General features: G+C 58.5%; 20 protein-coding genes. 11 read left to right on the top strand and 9 right to left on the bottom strand.

The window, feature by feature from the left end; all coding sequences use genetic code 11:
• Positions 1-71 precede the first annotated feature (71 nt).
• Complete coding sequence (locus tag AABO57_05005; protein ID MEK6285079.1) at positions 72-566, top strand: biotin/lipoyl-containing protein; 495 nt, start codon at positions 72-74, stop codon at positions 564-566.
• A gap of 152 nt (positions 567-718) precedes the next feature.
• Here AABO57_05005 and AABO57_05000 read toward each other — a convergent pair whose 3' ends face one another.
• Genes AABO57_05000 through AABO57_04985 form a run of 4 tightly spaced genes read right to left on the bottom strand, consistent with a single transcriptional unit; the run spans position 719 to position 3,185 of the window.
• Positions 719-1,336 carry a hypothetical protein gene (locus AABO57_05000; protein ID MEK6285078.1) on the bottom strand — a complete coding sequence of 206 codons (618 nt, stop codon included), beginning with the start codon at positions 1,334-1,336 and terminating at the stop codon, positions 719-721.
• A gap of 6 nt (positions 1,337-1,342) precedes the next feature.
• On the bottom strand, positions 1,343-2,041 hold the full coding sequence (locus tag AABO57_04995; GenBank protein MEK6285077.1) for a DUF4252 domain-containing protein: 699 nt from the start codon (positions 2,039-2,041) through the stop codon (positions 1,343-1,345).
• Between the two features lie 35 nt (positions 2,042-2,076).
• Positions 2,077-2,634, bottom strand: coding sequence for a hypothetical protein (locus tag AABO57_04990; GenBank protein ID MEK6285076.1), 558 nt, complete (start codon positions 2,632-2,634; stop codon positions 2,077-2,079).
• Positions 2,631-3,185: a sigma-70 family RNA polymerase sigma factor gene (locus tag AABO57_04985; GenBank protein MEK6285075.1), complete on the bottom strand. Its 555-nt coding sequence runs from the start codon at positions 3,183-3,185 to the stop codon at positions 2,631-2,633. The genes AABO57_04990 and AABO57_04985 overlap by 4 nt, the downstream gene beginning before the upstream one ends.
• Positions 3,186-3,464: 279 nt before the next feature.
• On the opposite strand from AABO57_04985, the gene AABO57_04980 reads away from it, so the two are divergent.
• Positions 3,465-3,671, top strand: a complete 207-nt coding sequence (locus AABO57_04980; GenBank protein ID MEK6285074.1) for a hypothetical protein — start codon at positions 3,465-3,467, stop codon at positions 3,669-3,671.
• A gap of 37 nt (positions 3,672-3,708) precedes the next feature.
• Here AABO57_04980 and AABO57_04975 read toward each other — a convergent pair whose 3' ends face one another.
• Both AABO57_04975 and AABO57_04970 read right to left on the bottom strand, forming a co-directional pair.
• Positions 3,709-5,367 carry a GMC family oxidoreductase gene (locus tag AABO57_04975; protein MEK6285073.1) on the bottom strand — a complete coding sequence of 553 codons (1,659 nt, stop codon included), beginning with the start codon at positions 5,365-5,367 and terminating at the stop codon, positions 3,709-3,711.
• A 60-nt stretch (positions 5,368-5,427) separates the two neighbouring features.
• Complete coding sequence (locus tag AABO57_04970) at positions 5,428-6,015, bottom strand: gluconate 2-dehydrogenase subunit 3 family protein (GenBank protein MEK6285072.1); 588 nt, start codon at positions 6,013-6,015, stop codon at positions 5,428-5,430.
• Positions 6,016-6,491: 476 nt separating this feature from the next.
• Here AABO57_04970 and AABO57_04965 point away from each other — a divergent pair, with 476 nt between their 5' ends.
• The gene (locus AABO57_04965; GenBank protein ID MEK6285071.1) at positions 6,492-7,553 is read left to right on the top strand and encodes a M14 family metallopeptidase; all 1,062 of its coding nucleotides are present in this window, start codon (positions 6,492-6,494) and stop codon (positions 7,551-7,553) included.
• Between the two features lie 14 nt (positions 7,554-7,567).
• A complete protein-coding gene (locus AABO57_04960) occupies positions 7,568-8,137 on the top strand; it encodes a BMC domain-containing protein (GenBank protein MEK6285070.1) in 570 nt (189 codons plus the stop codon).
• A 135-nt stretch (positions 8,138-8,272) separates the two neighbouring features.
• Here AABO57_04960 and AABO57_04955 read toward each other — a convergent pair whose 3' ends face one another.
• The gene (locus tag AABO57_04955) at positions 8,273-8,716 is read right to left on the bottom strand and encodes a helix-turn-helix domain-containing protein (protein MEK6285069.1); all 444 of its coding nucleotides are present in this window, start codon (positions 8,714-8,716) and stop codon (positions 8,273-8,275) included.
• A 271-nt stretch (positions 8,717-8,987) separates the two neighbouring features.
• Here AABO57_04955 and AABO57_04950 point away from each other — a divergent pair, with 271 nt between their 5' ends.
• From AABO57_04950 to AABO57_04930, 5 genes are all read left to right on the top strand, one after another.
• The gene (locus AABO57_04950) at positions 8,988-9,158 is read left to right on the top strand and encodes a Trm112 family protein (GenBank protein MEK6285068.1); all 171 of its coding nucleotides are present in this window, start codon (positions 8,988-8,990) and stop codon (positions 9,156-9,158) included.
• Complete coding sequence (locus AABO57_04945) at positions 9,148-10,242, top strand: glycosyltransferase family 9 protein (protein MEK6285067.1); 1,095 nt, start codon at positions 9,148-9,150, stop codon at positions 10,240-10,242. Before AABO57_04950 ends, AABO57_04945 begins: the two co-directional genes overlap by 11 nt.
• Before the next feature lie 6 nt (positions 10,243-10,248).
• The gene (rfaE1, locus tag AABO57_04940; protein MEK6285066.1) at positions 10,249-11,241 is read left to right on the top strand and encodes a D-glycero-beta-D-manno-heptose-7-phosphate kinase; all 993 of its coding nucleotides are present in this window, start codon (positions 10,249-10,251) and stop codon (positions 11,239-11,241) included.
• 135 nt (positions 11,242-11,376) lie between these two features.
• Entirely contained in the window at positions 11,377-12,693 is a 1,317-nt protein-coding gene (locus AABO57_04935) for a nucleotide sugar dehydrogenase (protein ID MEK6285065.1), read from the top strand.
• A 298-nt stretch (positions 12,694-12,991) separates the two neighbouring features.
• A complete protein-coding gene (locus tag AABO57_04930) occupies positions 12,992-15,259 on the top strand; it encodes a S8 family serine peptidase (protein MEK6285064.1) in 2,268 nt (755 codons plus the stop codon).
• 222 nt (positions 15,260-15,481) lie between these two features.
• Here the strand turns inward: AABO57_04930 and AABO57_04925 are convergent, their stop codons facing one another.
• A complete protein-coding gene (locus AABO57_04925) occupies positions 15,482-16,549 on the bottom strand; it encodes an energy transducer TonB (protein ID MEK6285063.1) in 1,068 nt (355 codons plus the stop codon).
• Between the two features lie 6 nt (positions 16,550-16,555).
• Entirely contained in the window at positions 16,556-17,401 is an 846-nt protein-coding gene (gene rsmI, locus AABO57_04920) for a 16S rRNA (cytidine(1402)-2'-O)-methyltransferase (GenBank protein ID MEK6285062.1), read from the bottom strand.
• A gap of 297 nt (positions 17,402-17,698) precedes the next feature.
• On the opposite strand from rsmI, the gene AABO57_04915 reads away from it, so the two are divergent.
• Positions 17,699-22,195: an AAA family ATPase gene (locus AABO57_04915; GenBank protein ID MEK6285061.1), complete on the top strand. Its 4,497-nt coding sequence runs from the start codon at positions 17,699-17,701 to the stop codon at positions 22,193-22,195.
• Positions 22,196-22,289: 94 nt separating this feature from the next.
• Positions 22,290-22,994: a hypothetical protein gene (locus AABO57_04910; protein MEK6285060.1), complete on the top strand. Its 705-nt coding sequence runs from the start codon at positions 22,290-22,292 to the stop codon at positions 22,992-22,994.
• The last annotated feature ends 14 nt before the right edge of the window (positions 22,995-23,008 follow it).

The following is a 23,008-nucleotide window of genomic DNA, read 5'->3' as shown; positions in this document are numbered from 1 at the left end:
CGGACTTTAGTCTGTATGCGTTCACGAGTTAAGGAAACGCCATACAGGCTAATAACGCTTGCCACGTCGATATGAAATACGAAGTAGAAATCCACGGCCGCGAAGTTAGTGTCGAGCTTGAACAGCGCAACGGACGCGTCCAGGCTCGCGTCGGCCCCCGCAAATACGACCTGGAAGTCCTCTCTCCCGAAGAAGGCGTGTATACATTTCTAGCCGGGGACCGAGTCTACGAGGCGAACGTGTGGGCGATCGAGCCCAACTCGCTTCGTGTGGAGCTCGCCGGCCATTTCTTTTCGACAACCATCATAGACAGAAAGCACCGTCGCCCGGCCATCGAGCACGGAATCGAAGGCCGGCAAAGCCTGGTCGCGCCCATGCCCGGAAAAGTTGTCCGGGTGCTGCTTGCCGCGGGCGATGAAGTAGCGATGGGTCAAGGTGTCATAGTAGTCGAAGCGATGAAGATGCAAAACGAAATCAAGTCACCAAAGTCGGGCCGCGTTGTGGAGGTTCGCGTCGTTGAAGGAGCGACCGTCAACGCTAATCAGGTACTCGCCGTAGTCGAATAAGCCACTGAATCCGTGAGAATCCGTCAAATCAGTGTCATCGGTGGTCTATGAGTTCACAAGAGTCGCATTGCCAGCGCCGCATAGACCACGGATGACACTGATTCGGCTGATTTGCGCGGATAAACCCCGCTTCCACTAGCAAAGGCGATGAGTCATTCCGGCGGTTTTGCAACAACCGGCTTTTGCTTTTGCGAACCGGCGTCATCATCTTCGTCGGCATCGGCGGTTCCAATTGCGTTACCCTTCGACCTGTTGTCGCTATTGAGCGATATGCCCATGATCTGAGGATTGTTCATGAACTCGACCAGCTTTTCCGGACTGAACTTCGTCTGAAGCACAACTGCGTCTCTCTGCTGAAGCGTGACAACTAGCAACTTCACGTCTTCCTTTTCGCGCATCACGTACACGTATGACCACTGCCGTTCGCGCGGCGAGCTGTACTTCACCAGCGGCGCCCAACGCGGGTCGATCTTGCTGTTGATGAACGAATGAAACTCACCGCCCTGAGGGCCGGGCGCCTCGGAATAATCGAGGTCCCGCAGCAGCACGACCTTGAAACTCTTGACGCCCGCCGGCTTGATGATCTTGACCGCGAATCTGGCAAGCATCATCGCTCCGAAGAAGCCTTGCTGCTTAGCGTGGTAATTCGTCTTGATGTGTTTGACCACCGAGTTGAAGCTCTCATCGCCGGCTAACGCAATCCCCGGCACGAGCGACACCAGCATGATCGTGATCGAGAATCGAGTGAAGAGTCTCTTTGATGTAGTCATGGCTGGTTACTCCGTTGGAGGCTTTTCGCCGCGTACGAGCGTTGGCGGTTTCTTCTCGGGACGTTTTGCAGCATCCGTGGTCTGCTGTTCCGGGTTGTCCGGTTCCGGTTTCTTGTCCTTCTTCTTGTCTGTGACTGTCATGCCCGGTATCTGCTCCAGCCCGAAGTGCGGAATGCCGAACTTGCCTTCGAGTTCCGAAAGCTTCGCAAGATCGATCGGGCCGACGATGTTGACGACAGTGAAGGCCTTCGGTTCTGCAGCCAGCACGGCGAGCCCTCTGATGATGCTGCCCTCGCTCATGATAACGACGTCGTAGTTGCCTTCGCGTTTGCTGCGCACATTGGCAACGTGTGACCATCCCGGCGCGTTTAACTGCGTCCGAATCGAATCGACATCGGCCATCGTGTATTCGTTGTCCTTTTCGAACTCGAACCGTTTAACGAAGACGCCTTTCAAGCCAAGAATGAGTTCTTTGATTTTCGCCTCATCAGGTGATCGCTTCTCGTTGAGAAAGGAAGCGGCCAGGCGCAAGAGTTGTTCGTCCACCGTCACGTTAATGACCTTATCCGCACGCTCGGCGAACTTGTCGAGGTGGCTCATGTCTACCTTTGCCGGGTCTTGCGCGTAGGCTGGCGCCGCCGCCAGAACCGCGAGCGCCGAGCAAAGCGCGATCGCTCTCACTGATTTGGTTATAAGCAATTTCATAAGTCCTCCGTGGGTACTGCAAGATTTCTTTTCAGCTAAGGCTTGGGGCTGTCATCGTGAATCGCCTTCTGCGCGTCGTTGAGAGCGCTGCTGGCTATGTGGAGCGCCAGCATTAGCTTCTCCTTGGCGGCTTCACCTTCAGCTCTCAGCTCTCGCTCCCTCTGCAATCGAGCCAGGGTGAGCCGATGATTCGTTGAAGAGGCGACGCCGCTGCGTCGCGGTTTCGAAGCCGGATCGGAACTAGTCGCCTTCGATTGAGAACGATCATTGACCGGCGGCTGCGCCGCGTGCTCCGGACTCTTGTTGGCTTCCGCGGCGGCGGGGAAATTTTTCGCGACCTTGCCGTCATCGTTGACCACGACTTGATGAAGCTTGCGGTATTGTGCCGCGCCTACTGCCAACAACAACGACGCGGTGACACCGATCGCGACCCATCTCAGCTTCGGTGGATCGAGCAGCATCGCGAGCCTCTGCCACCAGGCCGGCTTAGGAGCGGGCTGCTGAGCAACTCGCCGGAGAAGGTGTTCCGTGAAATCAGCCGGCGGCGGCTCGCGTCTGAAGGCATTTCTCAATTCATCATCAAGACGGCTCATATCGTTATCTCCCCCAACGTGCGGCTCAACTTGTCTCTCAGAATCGACAGCGAGCGCCGCAGATGGCTCTTCACTGTGTTGAGCGGCATATCCAGCACTTTGGCGATTTCCACCGGATCGAGGTCTTCCTGGTAGCGAAGTATCACCACTAATCGCGCTTTCTCGGACAGCGTGTCTACCACTCGCCGAAGCATCTCCGAAAGAAAAAGATCGTTCTCAGCAGACTTGGCCACCGGTTCCGGCACATCATCGAGGCTGACCTGAGGCCTGACCTTCTGCCGCCGAGCCTGGTCGATGCAGCGATGGCTGGTAACCTTGCGTAACCAGAACGTGAGGTGTTCCGGCGACTTTATTGAGTGGAGGTTCTGGTGCAGATTCATAAAAACCTCCTGAGCTAGCTCCTCAGCCAGCGACCGGTCTCGCAGAAAGTGACAGGCCAGGCCGAAGACCATTCCCTGGTGCTGGCGAACGATCTGCTCGAAAGCCAACTCGTCGCCAAGCGCCGAGCTTTCCAGCGTGTCATCAAGCCGGGCTGCCGTCGCCTTATCCAATGTGATTGTTCCTTCCCACCCCACCATGCATTAGTACGCAGGAGGTTTGAGGATCGAATGCAAGTTTCTGTTGCACCCCCGCGCACGCAGACTAGGGTTTAGGACCACTTGACGCAATCAGGGAAGATTACGGCGGTGTCCTAATTGGATCCAAGATAGGACTCTGCCGGCTGTTTCCGAAGCTGAAGTCAATACTGACAGAACAAGACCACAAGTGTAGCCCTACGCAACTCAGCGAACCTTTCACCTGCCATGCTTCGTACGACAGTCGGGGGAAACATGAGAGACCCGGGCATAGCGGCGGTTTTGAGCTTCTTCATCCCAGGGATAGGGCAGATCTACAACGGCAAGATCCTTCGCGGAATCTTCTGGCTGATCGTCACGCCGGGAATCTGGATTGGGACAGGCGGATGGTTCGGCTGGGTGTGCCACATCATCTCGGCTTTCACTGCGTACCGTTACGCTCGCCGGCATCCGATGGGTTAGTGGCTCTTTGTGCCTTCGCGTCTTTGTGGCGAGTTCCTTAAGCGCTTTTAATCTCTCCATTCTTAGCCATTCGAATGATGTGATCAGAAGCGCGATACGCGAGCGCTTGTATCGTGCACGTAGGCTGACCGCGTCCCGATGTCACGAAGCTGCTCCCATCGCAGATGAAAAGATTCGCCAGATCGTGAGCGCGGTGATACTTGTTCACCACTGATCTCTTTGGATCATTTCCCATTCGGCAAGTCCCCAGCAGGTGAACCCCGAAGGTCGACTCCTCAACGGGCCCCGCCCACCTCTTCGTCGCGCCGGCGGCGTCGAGCAACTCCATGCCGCGGTCTGAAAAGAACTTCATGATCTTGAGATCGTCGGGGTGATCCTTGTACGTCACTCGCATCGCCGGCAGACCCCACGAGTCTTTCGCCTCCGGATCGAGCGAAATGCTATTGCGTTCAACCGGCAGCGAAGTCGTGTGCCCGAATGTGAACATCGATCGCGTGTAATACTGCTTGAGAGCCTTCTTATAATCCGCGCCCCAGCGCGGAGTTTCGCGCGGCAACGCTCCAAGCGCGTAGCCGATCGGGTAGACATCGAATCGGGCATCGAGCCCGCCGCCGCCATAAAACCCGCGCTTCGGGTCCGAATCGTAAAAGTCGTGTATTATTCGCGTCACCGCCACGCTTTTGAATTCATTAAGCTCGTGCTCGAAGACTCCAGTCGCGAAGCCGCCTCCGTTGAACATCAGATACTTGCCGACAACTCCACTCGAATTGGCGAGGCCGTTTGGAAAGAGATTCGACTTGGAAATCAGAAGCAGCCTCGCCGTCTCGGCTCCGTTAGCGCACAACACTACAGCTTTGGCTCGCTGGAAAATCTCGGTCTTCTTCTCATCGAAGTAAATCACGCCGGTCACGCGGCCCGCGTTATCGGTCTCGATCTTGCGCACGTAGCTACCCGAGCGGATCTCGCAACGGCCGGTCTTTTCCGCTTCGGGGATGACTGTCGCAAGCGTGCTCGACTTCGCTTTTATCTCGCAGCCATAGCCCTCACAGAAGCCGCAATGCGAACACGCGCTTCGTCCGCGATAAGGCTGGGAGAGGATCGCCATTGGCGCGGGTTGCGGGTGCCAGCCCAGCTTGCGAGCGCCGTTTGCCAGAAGCGCTCCCGCGGACTTTATTGGCAGCGGCGGCAGCGGGTAGGGTTTCGAGCGCGGCGGGTCGAACGGCCCCGGCTGCCCCGAGATTCCGAGTTCCCACTCGGCTTTGGTGTAATAAGGCTCGAGCTCGGCGTAAGTAATCGGCCAATCATCGAAGCCCGTGCCCGAGATCGTTCCAAGCTTGCTTCGCTCTACGAAGTCGATTTCGTGAAACCGCCAGTAGTTCGCCGTGAAGTGCGCCGTGCCCCCGCCCACCATTCGGCCGTACATGACTGCCGGTTGAACCGTGGCTTTCGCTTTCGGAGTCTTGCGAAAACTATTGGGTTGCTTCTTCCAGTCGTTTATCAGCGCCGCCTGCCAAAAGTGTTTTATCTCGTCGTGATCGAAGTCCTTCTCCTTCAAGTACGGCCCTTGCTCGAGAACTACGACTTGAAATCCGGCGGTGGACAACTCCTTGGCAATGATTCCGCCCGCCGCGCCCGCGCCGATAACGACGAAGTCCACCTGCGTCTGCGTTTCAAACTTAGGTTGTTGCGCGCTCATAATCACGTCGGCAGAAAACGGAACTTTACTCGTGCCGTCGCCCTGTCTCCCCGTCGCCGGTCACTGCGCTTCTTTGTACTCACGATCGTAGTAACCGAACGGCGGTTTGAAGTAGAAGTCGTCTTTGAATCCAATCAGTTTCCAGCCGACCTTGTCGTAGTTGCCGCCGTACGACGGATCCGCGAAGAAGCCCACTATCGTGTGCATGCGAACCGTCTCGAAGAACTCATTCTTCTCGAAAGCTTTCAGCACCTTGATTTGTTGTTCCGAGTTCAGGTCGGAAAACTTCGCCGAGTTCTTGAACATCTTCTTCTGCTTCGACTGAAGCTCTTTCAGACCTTTGACGTATTGGCTCTGTTTGTCCTTGTCGAAGGTCGTCAACGCGCGGTCGATGAAGTAGATCACGCGCGCTTCGCGAGCGCCGGGTGAGTCATCAGTCGGGATGATCTGTGCAGCGACGGCTTCCACCTCGGCGGCTTGTTCGGCGGAGAGAAATTCGAACTTGACCGGCGCTGCTGACTGCATCGCGCGATGAGCGTGCTCCTGAGCGGCGACGATCTCCGGAAGCCGCAACGCGAGCCACGCTGAGCTTACCCCTGTGAGCGACTTGATCAGAAACAAACGCCGGGAAGTGTCTTCGCTATCCATAGAGCAGGCCCTCTCAGCGACGAAAGTTAGCGACCTGACCACCAGGGCGCGGTCACTGTGACGTGAACCTACTCGTTCTGTGGAGTGATGTCAATGGCGTTGGCTTACTTGTTGGCTTGCTCGGACTGGGCCGCCTGTTCCTTTGATCATCGAGTATGTCAGGCAGCGGCTTATTTGGACTGCGCCGCCTCTTCGTCAACCAAGGAGTGTCTCAGGCAGTGGCGGCGCTTTTGGCAAACACTCTGCCAACACGCGGTTGCTCACTCCCCCTGGGCCAAAGCGCCGCCACTGCCTGACCAACTCCTTGGTTGACGAAAAGGCGGCGCAGTCCAAATAAGACCTTGCCTGAGGCAGTTCCAAAGAGCTTTGACAATCTCACTTCGTTTCGTTGCAATGAGCCTCATTTCGCGATACTCTCGCCGCCTTGGGGTTGAGTCGCGACTAGGTTTTTAGCGGCTCGCATCTGGAGGTTCAATATGCAACGCGCAATCATCGCTTCAGTCTTAGCCATCCTCACCCTGAGCGGCGTCGCCGCCGCTCAGGATCGAACGACGTTCAGTGTCGGCACCGCGACTGCCACGCGCGGTCAGAAAGCTACCGGCCTCATCGAAGTTCCGCGCGGAGTTGACGCGGCTACCAGCATCCCAGTCGCCGTTGTTCACGGAGCTAAACCCGGACCAGTGATTGCGCTCGTCTCGGGCGCGCACGGGACCGAATACGCGTCGATCATCGCGCTCGAGAAACTGATCGGCCTGCTCGATGCCGCCGAGATATCCGGCACCGTAATCATCGTGCCCCTGGTCAACATCCCATCCTTCGAGCAGAAAGTCCCGCACGTCAATCCGGTTGACGGCAAGAGCATGAACCGGATGTATCCCGGCAAGATGGACGGCACGCAGACGGATCGCGCTTCCTACCTGATCACTAAACAGGTAGTCGAGCAGTGCGATCATTTGATCGATCTGCACGGCGGCGATCTCGACGAGAGTCTGCGGCCGTACAGCTACTGGACCAGGACCGGCAACGAGAATCAGGATCGAATCTCGCGCGAAATGGTTCTTGCGTTCGGGCTAGATCACATCATTATTTCAACCGATCGGCCGAAGGACCCGAATGCTTCGAGGTATCTCGAGAACACCGCAACCACTCGAGGTAAACCTTCGATCACCGTTGAAGCCGGATACGCCGGGACGGTTGAGCCGGAGGACCTTGCCGCGCTGGTCGACGGATGCTTGAGCGTGATGCGCTACCTGAAGATGCTTCCGGGCGTGCCCGCTCCGATTGAGCGTCCTGTGTGGATCGAAAAAATCGCGACGATTGCGAGCGAGCAGACCGGGATTTTCTACCCGCTGGTGAAGCGCGGTACCTATGTCGAGCAAGGGATGAAGGTCGGCTACGTCACCGACTATGTCGGCAAGACGATTTTCGAAGCCCGCGCGCCGGCGGCCGGAGTTGTCCTATACATCTGCGCCGTGCCGTCGATGACCAAAGGCGCAACAATCGCCAACGTCGGAGTTGTCGCCGGCCAGAACAAGTAACAGGAGAAGAATCGATGAGCGCAAGCGACCTGACTGACCCGCATCATTGTATCGGCTTCCTCGAGACTGGCTCGATTGCCAAGGGCATCCAAGCCACCGATGCGATGATGAAGATGGCTGACGTTGAGCTTCTGATGACCACGATAATCCCGCGCGGAAAGTACCTGATAATGATCGGCGGGAACGTGGCCGATGTCGAATCGTCGCTGCGAGCCGGTCTTCAAACCGCCGCCGGAACGGTCCTGGACCACTTCATTATTCCGAACGTTCACAGCGAGCTCTTCCCCGCGATAAGAGGCCGTGTGAAGGTCGAGCACATCGAGGCCATCGGCATCATCGAGACGAAAGAGGTGGCCTCGGCGATTTACGCGGGAGACGCCGCGGTGAAGTCGGCGAACATCAAGCTGATCGAGGCTCGGAACCAACCCGGCGGGAAAGGCCTTGTGGTTTTGACCGGTGAAGTGGGGGCCGTGCGGACAGCGGTCGCTGCGGGAGTGGCCTCGATCAAGAAAGAAGGGATGTTGATCGCCGAGGTTGTGATTCCCTACGCCCACGAGGCGCTGCGGAAAATCTTGACCGCGTAGTCGGGATCAGGCTCATGGACCTGATTTTCTCAAGATGAAACGCAAGATGGAACGCAAGATGGAACGGATGATGTGACGATAGACAGGATTCTAGAAGCTGTGGAACAAATAGTTTTGCAGGGTCGAAACGAGAAGCTAGACTGACCGGCCCTTTCGCTGCGCCCTCCGCTCCGGCTTCCCCAATCTCTTGATATACTGAAGCACGATAGCGCGGTCGGCTGGTGACAACTTGACCACCTCTTGAACGATTTCGGCCACGTCGTTGCTAATGACCGTTTTCTTTGTAATGTCCACAAGTACAAGGTTGTGCGACAGGTCCACGCTTCGATGAGCTTCGCGTTCGTCCGATAGTCCGAACGCCACGCGAATCAGCTCCAGCTCGCGCACTCGGAGCCCGCGCGCCAAAGCCTTGAGCTTCTCGACGCTCAGGTTCTTTGCAGTGCCGCTTATGATTCCGCTCACGTAGCTATCGGTTATCTCTCCGCCGGATCTCAGCTTCACATCGCGCCGCGAAAGGTGCTTCTCCTTCATCACCCGGTCGACGTAATGACTCAAACCTTGTTTGCGGGTCTTCGACATAATGAAACTCCTGCTTAGTCGATATTAGTTTGAGGATGGCCAGTTCAAAAACCCATTGAAAGGCGGCCCTATTCTAAACCAGTACCCTGGTTGACTACAATCTTATCCTGTCCATCTTTTGAGCGGGGCAGCCCCGGGAGGTTCGGGGGTGAGTCTAACCGCGCTCGGCAGTGGAGATCGCACCAAAGCAATGAAGCAGCGGCGTGCCAAAAATTGACGCTCTCAGAATCCGGGTGTTAGACTTGACGCCTCAACTCAAAGGAGGCGCCAGATGCCGGTAAGCGAGAGACTTCTCGAAATCCTTGCGTGCCCGGTCTGCAAGGTGAAAGTCGAACTGAAGCCTGACGCGAGCGCTCTGAAGTGCGCCAAGTGCAAACGCGTGTATCCCATCCGCGACGATATTCCGGTGATGCTCGTAGACGAGGCAGTGATTGAAGAGTGAAGCAAGCAGTTCCCCGAACGCCGCGGACACGCCCGTCGATTGGTCGCGAGTTCAAAGCGTTCTGCTCATTCGCCTGCGGTCAATCGGCGACACCGTTCTCATGACTCCCTGCCTTACGGCGCTCAAAGAGTGGCGGCCGAACCTGGAGATCGCCGTAATGTTGGAACCATTAGCTGCGCCCCTCCTCGAAGATCACCCGCTAGTCGATAAGCTCATAATCGCACGAAAGTCGGTCGCCTCACGCGTGTCGGTGATTGCCAGGTTGCGACGAGCGCGTTTCGACGTCGCGTTCAACATGCATGGCGGCTCGACGAGCGCGATTCTCGCTCGACTTTCGGGAGCGAAACATTCCATCGGCTATCGAGGCCTGCCCCTATCGTGGCTGCTGACCGATCGCACTCCGTCCCCCGGCGTCGTGCTGGAACGCTCGCGAATACACAGCAGCGAGCAGCAACTGGCGTTGTTGAAATGGTCGGGTGTGCCATGGCCGGCATCGCAACCGCGTTCGAGCCTGGTCGTGTCACCCGATGCCCGGGCTAGGGTAAGAGAGAGACTCCAGGCGGCGTGCGACGCAGGTTGGAATGGAGCTGGCGGCGGCGGCTTCGCTTGCATAGTACCCGGAGCAGCTTTTGAATCCAAGATGTGGACCGCCGAGGGATTCGCCAGGGTGGCAGACCATTTGACCGAGCGTTGGAGCCTGCCGAGCGTCGTCGTAGCTGGGCCAGGTCAAGAGAGGCTCGCGCGAGAAGTCGCTTCGGCAGCAAACGCCAAGACCACCGTGCTTGCCGGACTCGGCTTGAAAGAGCTGGTCGCGTTGCTCGAAACAGCTCGCTTGTTCGTGGGCAACGACAGCGGGCCTATGCACATCGCGGCAGCTCTCGAGTGTCCCGTTGTGGCGGTGTTCGGGTCTTCAAATCCAGACGTGTGGCATCCCTGGACCGGAGCGGCTTATCGAGTCCTCGGCGGCGAGCGAGGTACTGCCGACAGCAACGTCCGCGGCTCGATCGATACGGTTAGAGTGAGCGAGGTGATCGCGGCCGTGGACGAGGTGCTCCAGTCCGCTGCGACCCGCGCCGCTTCCTGAAACCTTATGAGCAAACTTAGTCGGGAACGCGCAGGTACACTGACCGCCGGCTTTGATGGCAAGCGCATCATCGTGTTGGGCGACGTGATGCTCGACGAGTTCATATGGGGCCGCGTGCGCCGAATCTCGCCGGAGGCGCCCGTCCCGGTTGTTGAGGTGGATCGGCAAACACTTGCGCTGGGCGGCGCCGGAAACGTCGTTTCGAATCTGGTCGCGCTCGGTGCAAGCCCCACACCGATCGGCGTGGTCGGCGATGACGCTGACGCCGAGCGGCTTCGCCAGGCTTTTCTCGAGCTGGCTGTCAGCACCCACAGAGTCGTGGTCGATACGACCCGGCCGACGACCGTCAAGACTCGCATCATTGCTCATAGTCAGCAAGTCGTGAGGGCCGACCGGGAGAGCCGAGCGCCGATTAGTGAGGAGGTACGAGATAGCGTGATCGAGGCCTTTCGCAGTGAGATCGATACGGCCGATGCCGTTGTTGTCTCTGACTATGGAAAAGGTCTTTTGACGCCGGGCCTGCTTTCTCTCGCGCTCGCGGCTACGCGAGAACGAGGGTTGATCGTTTGTCTCGATCCGAAGATGCGCAGCTTCGTTCACTATCAACCGGTCACAGTCATCACGCCCAACAATCAGGAAGCGGCAGACGCGTCCGGGGTCCCGATCGATGACAAACACAGTCTGGCCGAAGCCGGCCGCAAGCTGCTCGGCTCGATCGACACTCGCGCCGTACTGATCACCCGCGGAGAAGAAGGAATGACGCTGTTCACCGGCGGCGGCACGGATGGCGCCGAAGTCACGCACATCCCCACGGTAGCGCGTGAGGTCTACGACGTAACCGGCGCCGGCGACACGGTCATCGCCACGCTCGCGCTTGCGCTTGCCAGCGGCGCTTCGCTTGAGGAAGCTGCCATGCTCGCCAACCATGCTGCAGGCGTGGTTGTGGGTAAGGTGGGGACGGCAGCGGTTACCCGCGACGAATTGCTCGCCGCTATCTAACGCGTGAGGGGGCGTGACAGCAGGATTAAGGCACTATTGTCTTGACGCGACGGCTGAGGCGTAGTTTCATAACGATTGCGCCCTGCCTCTTACTAATGTGAATCAAAATCAATCGCAACAATGGGGTTCCAACGAATGAGTGAGGAGATTCTGAACAAACTAAACGAGCGTCGCGCCATCGTGGGCGTGATTGGGCTCGGCTATGTGGGACTGCCGCTCGCGGTCGAGTTCGCGCGCGGCGGATTGAAGGTAATCGGATTCGATCTGGACCAGTCGCGCGTCGACTCGATCAACAATGGCCGCTCATACATTCCCGACGTGCCGACCGAGATGGTCGCGGCTCTTGTCGAGCGCGGCAAGCTTTCGGCGGCGACCGACTTCTCGCATCTGGCCGAAGCCGATGCGGTGATCATTTGCGTGCCGACTCCTCTGCGCAAAACGAAGGAGCCGGACATTTCCTTTATTCTCGCTGCCGCCGAGCAGGTCAAAACGTATCTGCATTCGCCGCAGCTCGTGGTGCTGGAATCTACAACCTATCCGGGCACCACGGACGAAGTAGTGCTGCCGATGCTCGAAGCGACAGGGCTTAGCCTCGACAAGGATTTTTACCTCGCATTCTCGCCCGAGCGCGTCGATCCCGGTAACCAGCAGTATCAAACCAACAACATACCCAAAGTCGTCGGCGGAGTTTCGGCCTCGTCCACTGACATCGCGGCCGCTCTGTATTCGACGATCGTTGACGAAGTGCACAAGGTTTCAAGCGCGCGGGTCGCCGAAACCGCGAAGCTGCTCGAGAACACCTATCGCTCGGTCAACATCGGACTGGTAAATGAGATGGCGCAGCTCTGCTATCACATCGGGATAGACTCCTGGGAAGTGATCGAGGCGGCGGCGACAAAGCCGTTCGGGTTCATGGCCTTCTATCCCGGTCCCGGCATAGGCGGCCACTGCATTCCACTCGACCCGCACTATCTGTCGTGGAAGGCGCGGCTGCACGGGTTCGAGGCGAGATTTATCGGGCTCGCAGAAGAAGTGAATTCGCATATGCCCGGTCACGTTGTGCAGCTCGTGCAAGACGGCTTGAACAATCACGGCAAGGCGGTGAAGGGCTCGCGCATTCTCGTTCTGGGTGTCGCTTACAAGCGCGACATCAACGATGTTCGCGAGTCGCCTGCGCTGGGAATAGTCGACCAGTTGCTTCGCAAAGGCGCCGAGATCAGTTATCACGATCCTTTCATTGATGAGATGTCCCTGGACGGAAGGGGCTCGCTCTCCAGCGTCGCGCTAACCGACGAAGCGCTGTCAGGCTGCGACTGCGCCGTGATCGTGACCGACCATTCCGATGTCGACTACGCGCAAGTGGTGAGGCTCGCGCCGCTGATAGTCGACACACGCAACGTCACCCGCAAGCTTGGCATGCCTGAACACGAAGGAAAAATAGTCAGGCTTTGAGGCGCCGTTATGCCTCTAAACTTCGGGCGTCGCCCGGCTAAAAATGGAAAGCCTCATGAATTATGTGACCATCGGGCTCTGTTCTGCGTCTAGGACAATGCACGCCTTCAACCGTACGTGACAGGCTAAGCTCGCTCTAACGCAGTGAGACAGCTATAATGTCCGAGTCTCAAGTCCAGCCTTTGGCCGATTCCAGGCCGGATGCCGGCGAGATGAGAGGTTTAAGGCGACAAGTTTGAGTTCGCTCAGGTTTTGAAACAGCATCGGTTGTCGATCAAACAACAAAAGAGGTTTTTGGATGAAGACGAAGTTATATCTAATCGCAATCTCAATGACGCTTGCGCTGGCAATGCAGGCCTCCACCGGACTACTTCGAAGCGCAAAGGCTCAAGTCAAAACCGATGGAGTTGGAGCGCTTGCCCAAAAGCCGCAGCGTGCGCCCGGCCCAATGGCCGCGATAGTCGAGTTCGAGAGCGAGCCGGTCGCAGCGCACCAGCGGCTGGCAGAACGCATACCTCGTCGAGGCGTCGATTTCGAAGCGCTCAATGCGCAGGCTTACGAGGCGCGACTTGAAAGCGAGCACGCGAGCTTCAAATCGCGGGCGGCGCTCATATCGCCGAACCTGCGCGTGCGTGCTGAGCTTCGCAAGCTTGTGAATGCGGTTTCGATCGAGGTTTCCGAGAGCGAGCTTGCCGAAATCGCCGCCCTGCCGGGTGTTAGACGCGTTGAGTTAGTTAAAGAGGTTCACGCCCTGCTCAACTCGAGCGTTCCACTCATAAACGCACCCGCGGTCTGGGATCGCCTTGGCGGGATCGGGGCGGCCGGTCAGGGAATGAAGATAGCCATTCTGGACACCGGCATTGACATCACCAATCCGCTGTTCTCAGATGCAGGCTTCAACATGCCCGCCGGCTTCCCGAAGACGAACAACGGAAGCGATGCCCTCATCAACAACAAGGTGATTGCGGCAAAGTCGTTCCTTCAGTCGGCCTCGAATGCGGGCGACGAGAACGGGCACGGCTCGAACGTTGCCGGCATCGCAGCCGGAAGTGTGACCGCCGCGACGGCGCTAGGCACACTCTCGGGTGTAGCTCCGATGGCGTACCTTGGCAACTATCGCGTGTTGGGCGCGAACGGCTCGGGAAGCACCGATTTGATAGCTCAAGGGATCGAACAGGCGGTGGCCGACGGATTCGATGTGCTGAACTTGAGTTTTGGCGGCGACGCGGGTCCCGATCTGGATATTAGCGCAAGGGCGGCGGAAGCCGCGGTCGCTGCCGGACGCGTTGTGGTGATCGCCGCGGGCAACATAGGAGACGGAGGCGCTCAGATGACAATCACGTCACCGGGCATCGCGCCGTCAGCCATCACCGTTGGGGCAACCACGAACGCTCACGTAGTCGGACCGGTGATCAGCGTAGCGGGACCGGGTCCGGTCTCGGCAGTTCTAAACGGAATCGGATCGACTCTTGGCAGCGGCAGCTCGGCAGTCGTCGACGGCACCCTCGGGCCATTGACTTACGCAGAGCCGGACCCACTGGGCCGCGCTTGCGGAGGGATTCCGGCGGGATCACTAAACGGAAAGATCGCGCTGATCGAGCGCGGGAACTGCGACTTTGTGACGAAGATCAACGCCGCCGCTGCGGCAGGAGCACGAGCCGTGATCGTCTTCAACAGAGACGCGAGTGAAGACACGGCAGGCAGTACTGGCGGCGGTGACAACCTCTTCACTATGCTTGTTACCGGCACGACGATACCTTCGTTCTTTGTCGTGCGCAGCAAGGGGCTAGCGTTGCGCGATTTCGTTAGAGCGAATCCCGACGCCACCGTCAGCATCGCATCGTTCGGATCCGGCAGCTTCACGCCCGACGTCTTTGCGGATTTCAGTTCGCGAGGGCCTTCAACGATCGAAGGCCTCAAGCCGGATGTCTCGGCCCCAGGTGTGATCATCTATTCGGCGGCCGCGGCCACCGGTAACCCGAATGTCGGAGTAGTAGACCCTAGCGGCTTCCTTGCTATCAGCGGTACCAGCCAGGCCACCCCGCACGTAGCCGGAGCCGCCGCGCTTCTCAAACAACTTAACCCCTCATTCACGCCGGAGCAAATCAAGTCTGCACTGATCAGCTCGGCTACAACCGATGTCTTCACGACGGTCGGCAAGACGGCGCGAGTCGGAGTCCTCGATACTGGCGCCGGCCGCGTCGATCTTGCTCGAGCGAGTTCGGTCAGCGCGACGCTCTCACCGCCCAGCTTGAGCTTCGGAATCAGAAAGCTCAAGAAGAATAACGTTTCGGTGACCATCGATCTCCAGATCACCAGCACGGTCGATGGGCAAAACAGCTTTACTGTAGGGGTGGAGCAGCTCAATCCGGGCGATGGGATTACCGTCACTCCTTCCGGCGGCTCGGTGCTGCTCGTGCGCGGTGAGACAAAGACGATCACGATTACAATGGCGGCTATCGTGGGCTCTCAAAGACGTGACTACACGGGCTACGTGGTCGTCACCGGGGGTGGCCAGACCCTCCACGTTCCGTATTGGGTACGATTCGTTAAGAAGAAGTTCTAGAAATCGCAATTCGTGATGCGCGATGCTCAAAGTTGAAAGTTCGCGTGCGTAGGATTCACAGGTTGGGAAGCGCGGTTTACCCCCGCTACCGGCAGACGTTACATCGCCAAGGTGAGAGACAAGAGTGCGGATAAACCGCCCTTCCCAACCTGTGATCCCTCCCATAGATCCTACCCAAACAGTGTCACGAATCACGGATCATCAATCACGAATCAGGGATCATCACGGCTTCTTTCGCTTCTGCTTCTCGCGTTCCTTCTCCAACTCGCGCTGCTTGCGCTGTTCCTCTTCGATTTCCAATAGTGACGGAGGAGCCGCCGCAAACGTCAGTTCTTCGCGGTAGGTCGCGAACACAGGCTTGCCGTTCAAAAGCGCCGGAGAGAACTTGTACTGGCGGAACGCTTCCACTGCGCGCTCGTCTATCACCGGGTCGAGCGATCTCAGCACCCGGATGTTGACTATCTTCCCCTCGGGTGTGACCACGCCGCCTAACAACACGGCTCCCCTAACGCTGCGGCCGGCTTCAAACTGCGGCGCCACGCGTTCGAGCGCCACTGGAGGAGTGAAGCGGTCGCTCTGGTTCGAACGAATCGGGCCGCCGTATTCATCAACCGGATGCGACAACTCCCCGGGTCGATTCCGCAGGTTTGTGACGGGAACGATTTCGGGTGTTACCGACACCAGCAAAGTGCGCTCGACGGGCACGCTTTCCTGGCCTCCGCCCCCGCCGACGAAATACTTCACGCCGAACATGCCTTTGCCGCCGCGCAGCATCACCGTTTCGTAGTTATCGAACTCAACACCTTTGACCTCGAGCAGCGGTTCATTCGCGTAGCGCACTCGCAGGTCGAGCTTCATGTAGCCGCGGACCACGTCGCGCGGCGTCACCGTGAAAACCATGTATTCGGGACCAAGCAGGACCGCGTCGTTGAATGTCTCGCCGCTTCGCAGACCGACCGACCGAACGTGACGGACGGCGAGCTCTTCGAGCTTGTTCTTGTCCTTCAAGTAGGCGATTTCTTCTTGAGCGGTCGAATAGGTGCCCGACAGTCGCGTCAGTTCTTGCAGTACGGGCGAACGCCCGGCGTCATACTGATAGACGGCGAATGTGAGATTCACGCCGTATTCGCGGCCCCCGGCGCGCACGCCGCCGGCTCCGCTTTGCGCCATTGCGGTTACCTGGACGTCAATCGTCAACAATAGAATCAACCACAGAGGACCCAGAGATTCCCAGAGACGGCCCCTGCGCGCCTTTGCGCCCTCCACGGTTTGATTTCCCGTAAACGTCATCGCTACTTACTCCTTAGCGCGCTCAGCGATCATCAGCCTGTAAGCTTCGCTCTTGCCGATCCCTCGTTCGCGGGCAACACGCTTGAGCGCGGTCTTCCGATCGAGTCCTTCGGCATTGATCAAATGTTCGACCTCCTCGGCCATCGAGCGAGTTGCCTCCCCCGCGGTTTGTTTCGCGTGACCTTGAACCGGCGGCCCAATCAACAAGACGATCTCGCCGCGAGCCGAGCCTTCGGGCACTTCTATCTCAGAAAGCCGGCCTCGCACAAACTCCTCGTGCAGCTTCGTCAGCTCGCGCGCAATCACACATTCGCGGTCGCCAAGGGCTTCGCGCGCATCAATGATTGCGATTCTGATCCGGTGGGGAGCCTCGTACAAGATCAACGCTGATTTAATCCCCGCAAGCTCCTTGAGCCGCGCTCGTCGCGCTGGCCGCCGCGAAGGTAGAAATCCTACAAAAGTGAACTCCGCGGTCGAAAGCCCAGCTACCGAAAACGCTGTCACCAGAGCCGAGGGCCCCGGAATCGGCACAACCGTAATCTCCCGCTCGATGGCCTCGCGCACGATGTGAAGGCCCGGATCTGAGATCAGAGGGGTTCCGGCATCAGATACGAGCGCGATGTTCACACCGGCTTCAAGCTTCTTGATAAGTTCGGCCGTGCGCTCACGTTCATTGTGCTGGTGATAGCTTACGGTTGGCTTTGAGATTTGATAGCGAGCCAGCAGCTTTCGCGAGTGCCGGGTGTCTTCGCAGGCGATGAGGTCGACCTCTTTGAGCACGCGCAGCGCGCGAAGGGTGATGTCCTCAAGATTGCCTATCGGCGTAGCGACGATATACAAAGTGCCTGCCATTAGCGTCTTGAAGGAATCAGACTAAGAGAGATAAGTCCTGTCGAGCCCGAACCAATATAATGCACCGGTTTTGAGGATGAGTAAAAGAGCAGACCGCAATGGAGGAGAGCAGGAAAGATTGTTCGCCTACTGCAGCCTTGAAAGCTTTGTCCTCGAATGAGTCTCAACGGTGTATCGGTCACTCCGTCTCAACATTGATAAAGTTTGACAGCTAATCCTCTCTACACTATAGTGTGCTACGCCCTTATTCGAAGCGCTATTAATGGTGGTCTGTGTCATCAGACCACGGAGCGGTGAATGTTCAGACTCGAAAAACTTGAGATAGCCGGCTTCAAATCTTTCGCGGATCGCACTCATCTCGTCTTCGGCGAAGGCATCACCGGAGTCGTCGGCCCGAACGGCTGCGGCAAGAGTAATATCGCTGAAGCCATCTCTTGGGTGCTGGGCGAGCAGTCCGCCAAAAACCTTCGCGGCGGCAAGATGGAAGACGTCATCTTCAACGGCACCCGCGACCGCAAGCCTACCGGGATGGCCGAGGTGCTGCTCACCATGGTAGCTATCGAAGACATCGCCGTCCGCGACAGCGAAGGCTCGGAAAAAGACGACGAGCAAGAATACGAAGACGCGCTGACCAACGCAGAACACGCCGCCGAAGCCGCGCGCTCGCTGGTTCAAGAGATGGCTCCGCCGGAACCCGCTAACGATGCTCAAGTGGCGCTAACAGCTTCGCCCGAGCCCGCGACCGACGGTCAACGTGAGCCGGCTCTGCAACCGGGACCCGCTGACCTGGAGAGCGCCGGGCAGATTTCGACTCCTGCCGAGTTGGACGCTGGAAAACCAGAAGAGCAAAACCAATCTGGCAACCGCGCACTGTCCGAGGACGCAACCGCCGAGACGGGGACATCGCCGGCGGTAACTTCGCACTCGCTCGATGATAACGAATCACCTCATGAAGCATCAGCGACTGTGAAACACGAGCCGTCGCCGGCGCGGCTTGAACTCATCGCCGTCGAAGCCGATCAAGAAACACCGAAGCCTGCCGAGCGCAAACGCACTCGTCATCATCGCAAGCGCACGACGATAGCCATCTCCGCCGGCGAACGCATAACAGTAGGCCGCCGCCTCTATCGCACCGGCGATAGCGACTACCTGATGAACGGGCGGCCGTGTTTGCTTCGTGACATCCAGGACTTGTTCGCGGGCACCGGGCTCGGCGGGGCCCATTACGCCATCATCGAGCAGGGCCGAATAGGACAGATTCTTTCGTCCAAGCCGCTCGACCGTCGAGCGCTGATTGAAGAAGCGGCCGGAATAACCAAGTTCAAATCGCGAAAGCGCGCCACCGAGCTCAAGCTCGAATCCGCGAAGCAGAATCTTACAAGGCTCAACGACATCATCAGCGAAGTCGAACGTCAGGTGAACAGCCTCAAGCGCCAGGCACAAAAGGCGCGCCGATATCGGCGGCTCCGGGAAGAAATGCGCTCGCTGCTGAAGATCATTTTTACCGCCGATTATTATCGACTGACTGAGGCGAACGAGCGAGTTGGAAGAGAGTTTGAAGAAGCCCGGCACAATCAGGCGGAACTGGATGCGCGGCTATCGGAACTCGAGGCCGAAAACAGGACGGCGTCAGCTCACGCGCGCGCGGCGGAAGATCATTTGGCAGAGTTGCGCGAGCGCGCGGCGGCGGTCGAGCTTGAAGCGGACCGCGCTCGCAATCGGCGCGCATTCGAGGAGCAGCAGATCAATGAACTGACCGCCCGAATCGAGGAGCTCAATCGCGATCAGAAGTCGCTCGATGAACGGCTCACGCAGCTCGACTCGGAATCGCAGCGTCGAGCGGCCGCTCTCCAAGAACTCGAAGCTGAGGTAGCCGCCGAGCAAGCCGACCTGCTCGCGCGCGATGGCGCATACCAGGAAGAGCTGAGGCGCTCGCGGGATGCCGAGAGCGATATCGAGCAGATGCGCCAGCGGATGCTCACCGAGATCGGTATGACCGAGCGGCTTCGAAACCTCGGCGCTAATCTCGAAGATGCGCTCAGACGATTGGATCTGAAACAACGAAGCCTGGCCAGTGAGCTCGAGCGGGCTGCCGCGCGGCGGGATGAGGCTTCGGGCGAGTTTGCCCGCGTTGGAGGCGAAGTCGAGGGTGACGCCAGGCTTCTTGCGGAGCTGATTGAACAAATCGCGGGACGCACGTCCGCTCTGGAGACGCTTCGCGAACAGGCGTCGGCCCTCCGCTCACAGTTTGAAGCCTCGCACGCCAGACGCGACTCTGCCACGCACAGGTTAACGTCACTCGAAGACCTCGACGCGCATCACGCTTACTATTCGGACGCGGTTCAGCAAGTTCTTTCGCGGGAGCAGGCCGCGCGCATAAATGCGCTCGGAACGCTCGCCGACTTTGTCGAGGTCGAGCCTCAATATGAGCGCCTGATCGAGAGCCTGTTCGCGCGCGAGCTGCAAAGCGTTCTGGTCCCTACCATTGATGACGCGCTGGCTGGAGTCGACTACATCAAGAGTGAAGGACTGGGCCGAGGCGCCTTCCTGGTCGTTGGCCTGCATGGCGGCGAAGGGGATCCTGAAGACGAAGGTCGTGAACAAGACGATTCACAGGTGCAACCATCCAGCGGGATTGAACGGTGGCTGATTGCGACTGATGACGAACGCGACGCGTTGCGAACTAACGAAGAGTACGTGCCTGAAGAGCGGCAACTGCCTGCCGCCGATCTCACATCGCTTGACGCCGTGGTGATTCAGCTCAACGATGAGACCCAGCCGCTGATCTCCGACTCCGGAATTGAAGCGGCGGCGGAATCAGATGATCGCGCCGCCCGGCAGTTTGATGAGGAGGCCGCGGCGCACGCTTCGCGCTTTCAACTCGACGTGTTGCGCGCAATCGATTTGCTCGGGATTAGACCCGAGATCAAGACGGTGGTCGAGCGCGCGTTCCCGGAAAAGTGCGGGGCCGCGATTGTGCCCGACATGGAAGCCGCGCTTCAACTGTCGATTGAAAACGCATCCCTGATCTATGTGACCTATGACGGCGATCAGGTCGCGGGCGGCAGGCTGATCGTTACCGGCACGCAAGCGGGGCAAAAGGGCACCTCGCTTCTGGGCTTGAAGCGTGAGATCAAACAGCTTCGAGAACACGCGGAGAGCGGCGCCGAAGAAGAGCGGCAAGTGTCCGAGGAACTGACCGGCGCCGAAGAGCGCCTGCGTCTGGTCGAAGTCGAAGCCTCGTCGCTGGACCAGCAGCTTCGCGAGCACGAAAAATCGGCGGCCGCGCGCAACTCGCATCTGGAAGGACTCGGGCGCGACCTGGAACGCGCCGCGCAGCACGTTCGAGTCGTCGAAGCCGAAATCGAGCAGTCGTCCGCGGAGCGCGCGGAACTCGAGACTCGCATCGAACAACTCGGCGTGGAGCGGGCGGCAGCGGAAGCTTCGCGGGAGGCGGTGCAACGGTCGCTCGACGAGGCAGGGTCGCGCTTCATCGAAATGCGCGCGCACGTCGACGAGTTAGCCCAGCAAGTGTCCGCCGTCCGCGCGTCGGTTGCAGCGCGCGCCGAAAGGTTGCACGCAGCCAAAGCTGAAATGCGGCGGACGGAGAGCGAGGCCGAAGAACTCAGATCGAGAATCAATCGCAACCGGCTGGAAATGTACGACAGCCACGGCCGCATCGACACGTTGAGGACTTCGCTCGAGGAGGGCGCGGGCGCCGCGGCGCAATTCGAACAGGAGCGAGCGTCGCTCGGTGAGCTCATCGCCACCGGCAGCGAAGAACTCACGTCTGCGCGAGCGCGAACAGACGAGCTTGAAAAGCAGTTAGGTGAGCAGAGGCAGGCGTCGGCGACAGCACACGATCGTCGAGCCCAAATCGAAGTCGAGCGGGCAAGGATCGAGTCCGAAGCCGAGCACCTGACCAGGACCTGTTTCTCGGAACTGGCGATGTCGCTCGAGGACGTCGTGACCAGCGTTGAGCTGGCCGGCAGTGGTCAGTGGTCAGTGGCCAGTGACCAGTTGGCCGAGGCCGCGAAACTGTCGCCTGACCCGACGGTTTCTGAGAGTAGCGACGAGAGCCATCCCGAATCTGAGTTGGGTCGTGAACAACAACTGGCCACTGATCACCAGCCACTGACCACTGTGGATATCGATGCGGCGCGCGCTCGTCACGATGAGTTGCGCATCAAGCTCGACGAGATGGGGCCAGTCAACATGATGGCGCTCGAAGAGCTTGAAGAAGCCGACGAGCGCTTCGGGTTCTTGACCGTGCAGCGGCGCGACATACTCGATTCGATTAAGATGACAGAGGAGGCGTTGACCGAAATCAAGCGGCGCTCGCAAGAGCGATTCCGCCACGCGTTCACTCATATCAACGAGAACTTCCAGCGCATGTTCGTCGAGTTGTTCGGCGGCGGCCGCGGCGAGATGATGCTCATCGACGAGGACGACGTGATGGAGTCGGGCATAGACCTGATCGCCCAGCCGCCGGGCAAGCGCTTGCAGAACGTGCTGCTGCTTTCGGGAGGCGAGAAGGCAATGGCCGCGATCGCGCTGGTGCTTTCGATCTTCCAATACCGGCCGTCGCCTTTCTGCATACTTGACGAAGTTGATGCGCCGCTGGACGAAGTGAACGTCGGCCGCTTCGCCGGAAAGGTCACAGAGATGAGCAGCGAAACCCAGTTCCTGGTCATCACTCACAACAAGCGCACGATGGAGGCGGCCCGCGCGCTGTACGGCGTTACGATGGAAGAGCCCGGCGTGTCAAAGCTGGTTTCAGTGAAGTTCGATTAGATTTCTCAACAACAGGGATGGACAGGATGGGCGGGATAGATTTTAATTATCCTTGTTTATCTTGATCGTCCCTGTTTGAATTTGAAGCAACCTTATGCGCAGGCATCGTCTTACGTTATCTGTACTGGTCCTCTTGCTGGCGGCGGCTTATGGACTAGCATATCAAACGTCGCAGAGCCTGGTTGACGGGTCGGCCTCGCGTGATCTGAGTTTCAGCTACAAGTTTGAGCACCCGCGGTTCGACATCCGGGTGATCGAGATCGACCTCGACTCGAACGGGGCGGGCGAACTACGATTCACGCGCGGAACGTCAGATGAGATTCTGGACTGTAAGGTCAAGCTTTTCCCTGCGACCATCGCGCGCATACGCAACCTGTTTGAAGCCTCCGGCCTTCTGGCCTCGGTCATCGACTATCAGGATAAGAAGGACTTTTCGCATATGGGCTGGGTAACGCTCGTCGCGCGGCAGGGAGCGCTCGAGCGAAAGACGCGGTTCAACTTTACTACCAACGTTCACATGAAAGCGCTGCAGGAAATCTTTCGCGCCATCGCGTCCCAGGAGATATCGCTGTTTGACATGGAGAACGCCGAGCGCTATCAGCCTCTCGATCTGCCTAAGCAGATTGAGATCCTCGAGAGGGATTTGAAGCTCGAGCGAATAGCCGAGCCCGAGCGATTGCTGGCCGCCCTGAACGAAATCGCCGGCGACGATTTTCAACCGTTGATCGCTCGCAATCACGCCAAGCGGATAATTGAAGCCATTAAGAAAGGTAAGTTCAAATCGCCGGTAAAGAAATAAAAGGACGTCCGTAG

This window comes from Acidobacteriota bacterium, assembly GCA_038040445.1.
In the GTDB taxonomy this organism is placed as follows: domain Bacteria; phylum Acidobacteriota; class Blastocatellia; order UBA7656; family UBA7656; genus Onstottus_A; species Onstottus_A frigus.
The sequence above is the reverse complement of the archived record's forward strand: the minus strand, read 5'-3'. Positions and strand labels throughout refer to the sequence as shown.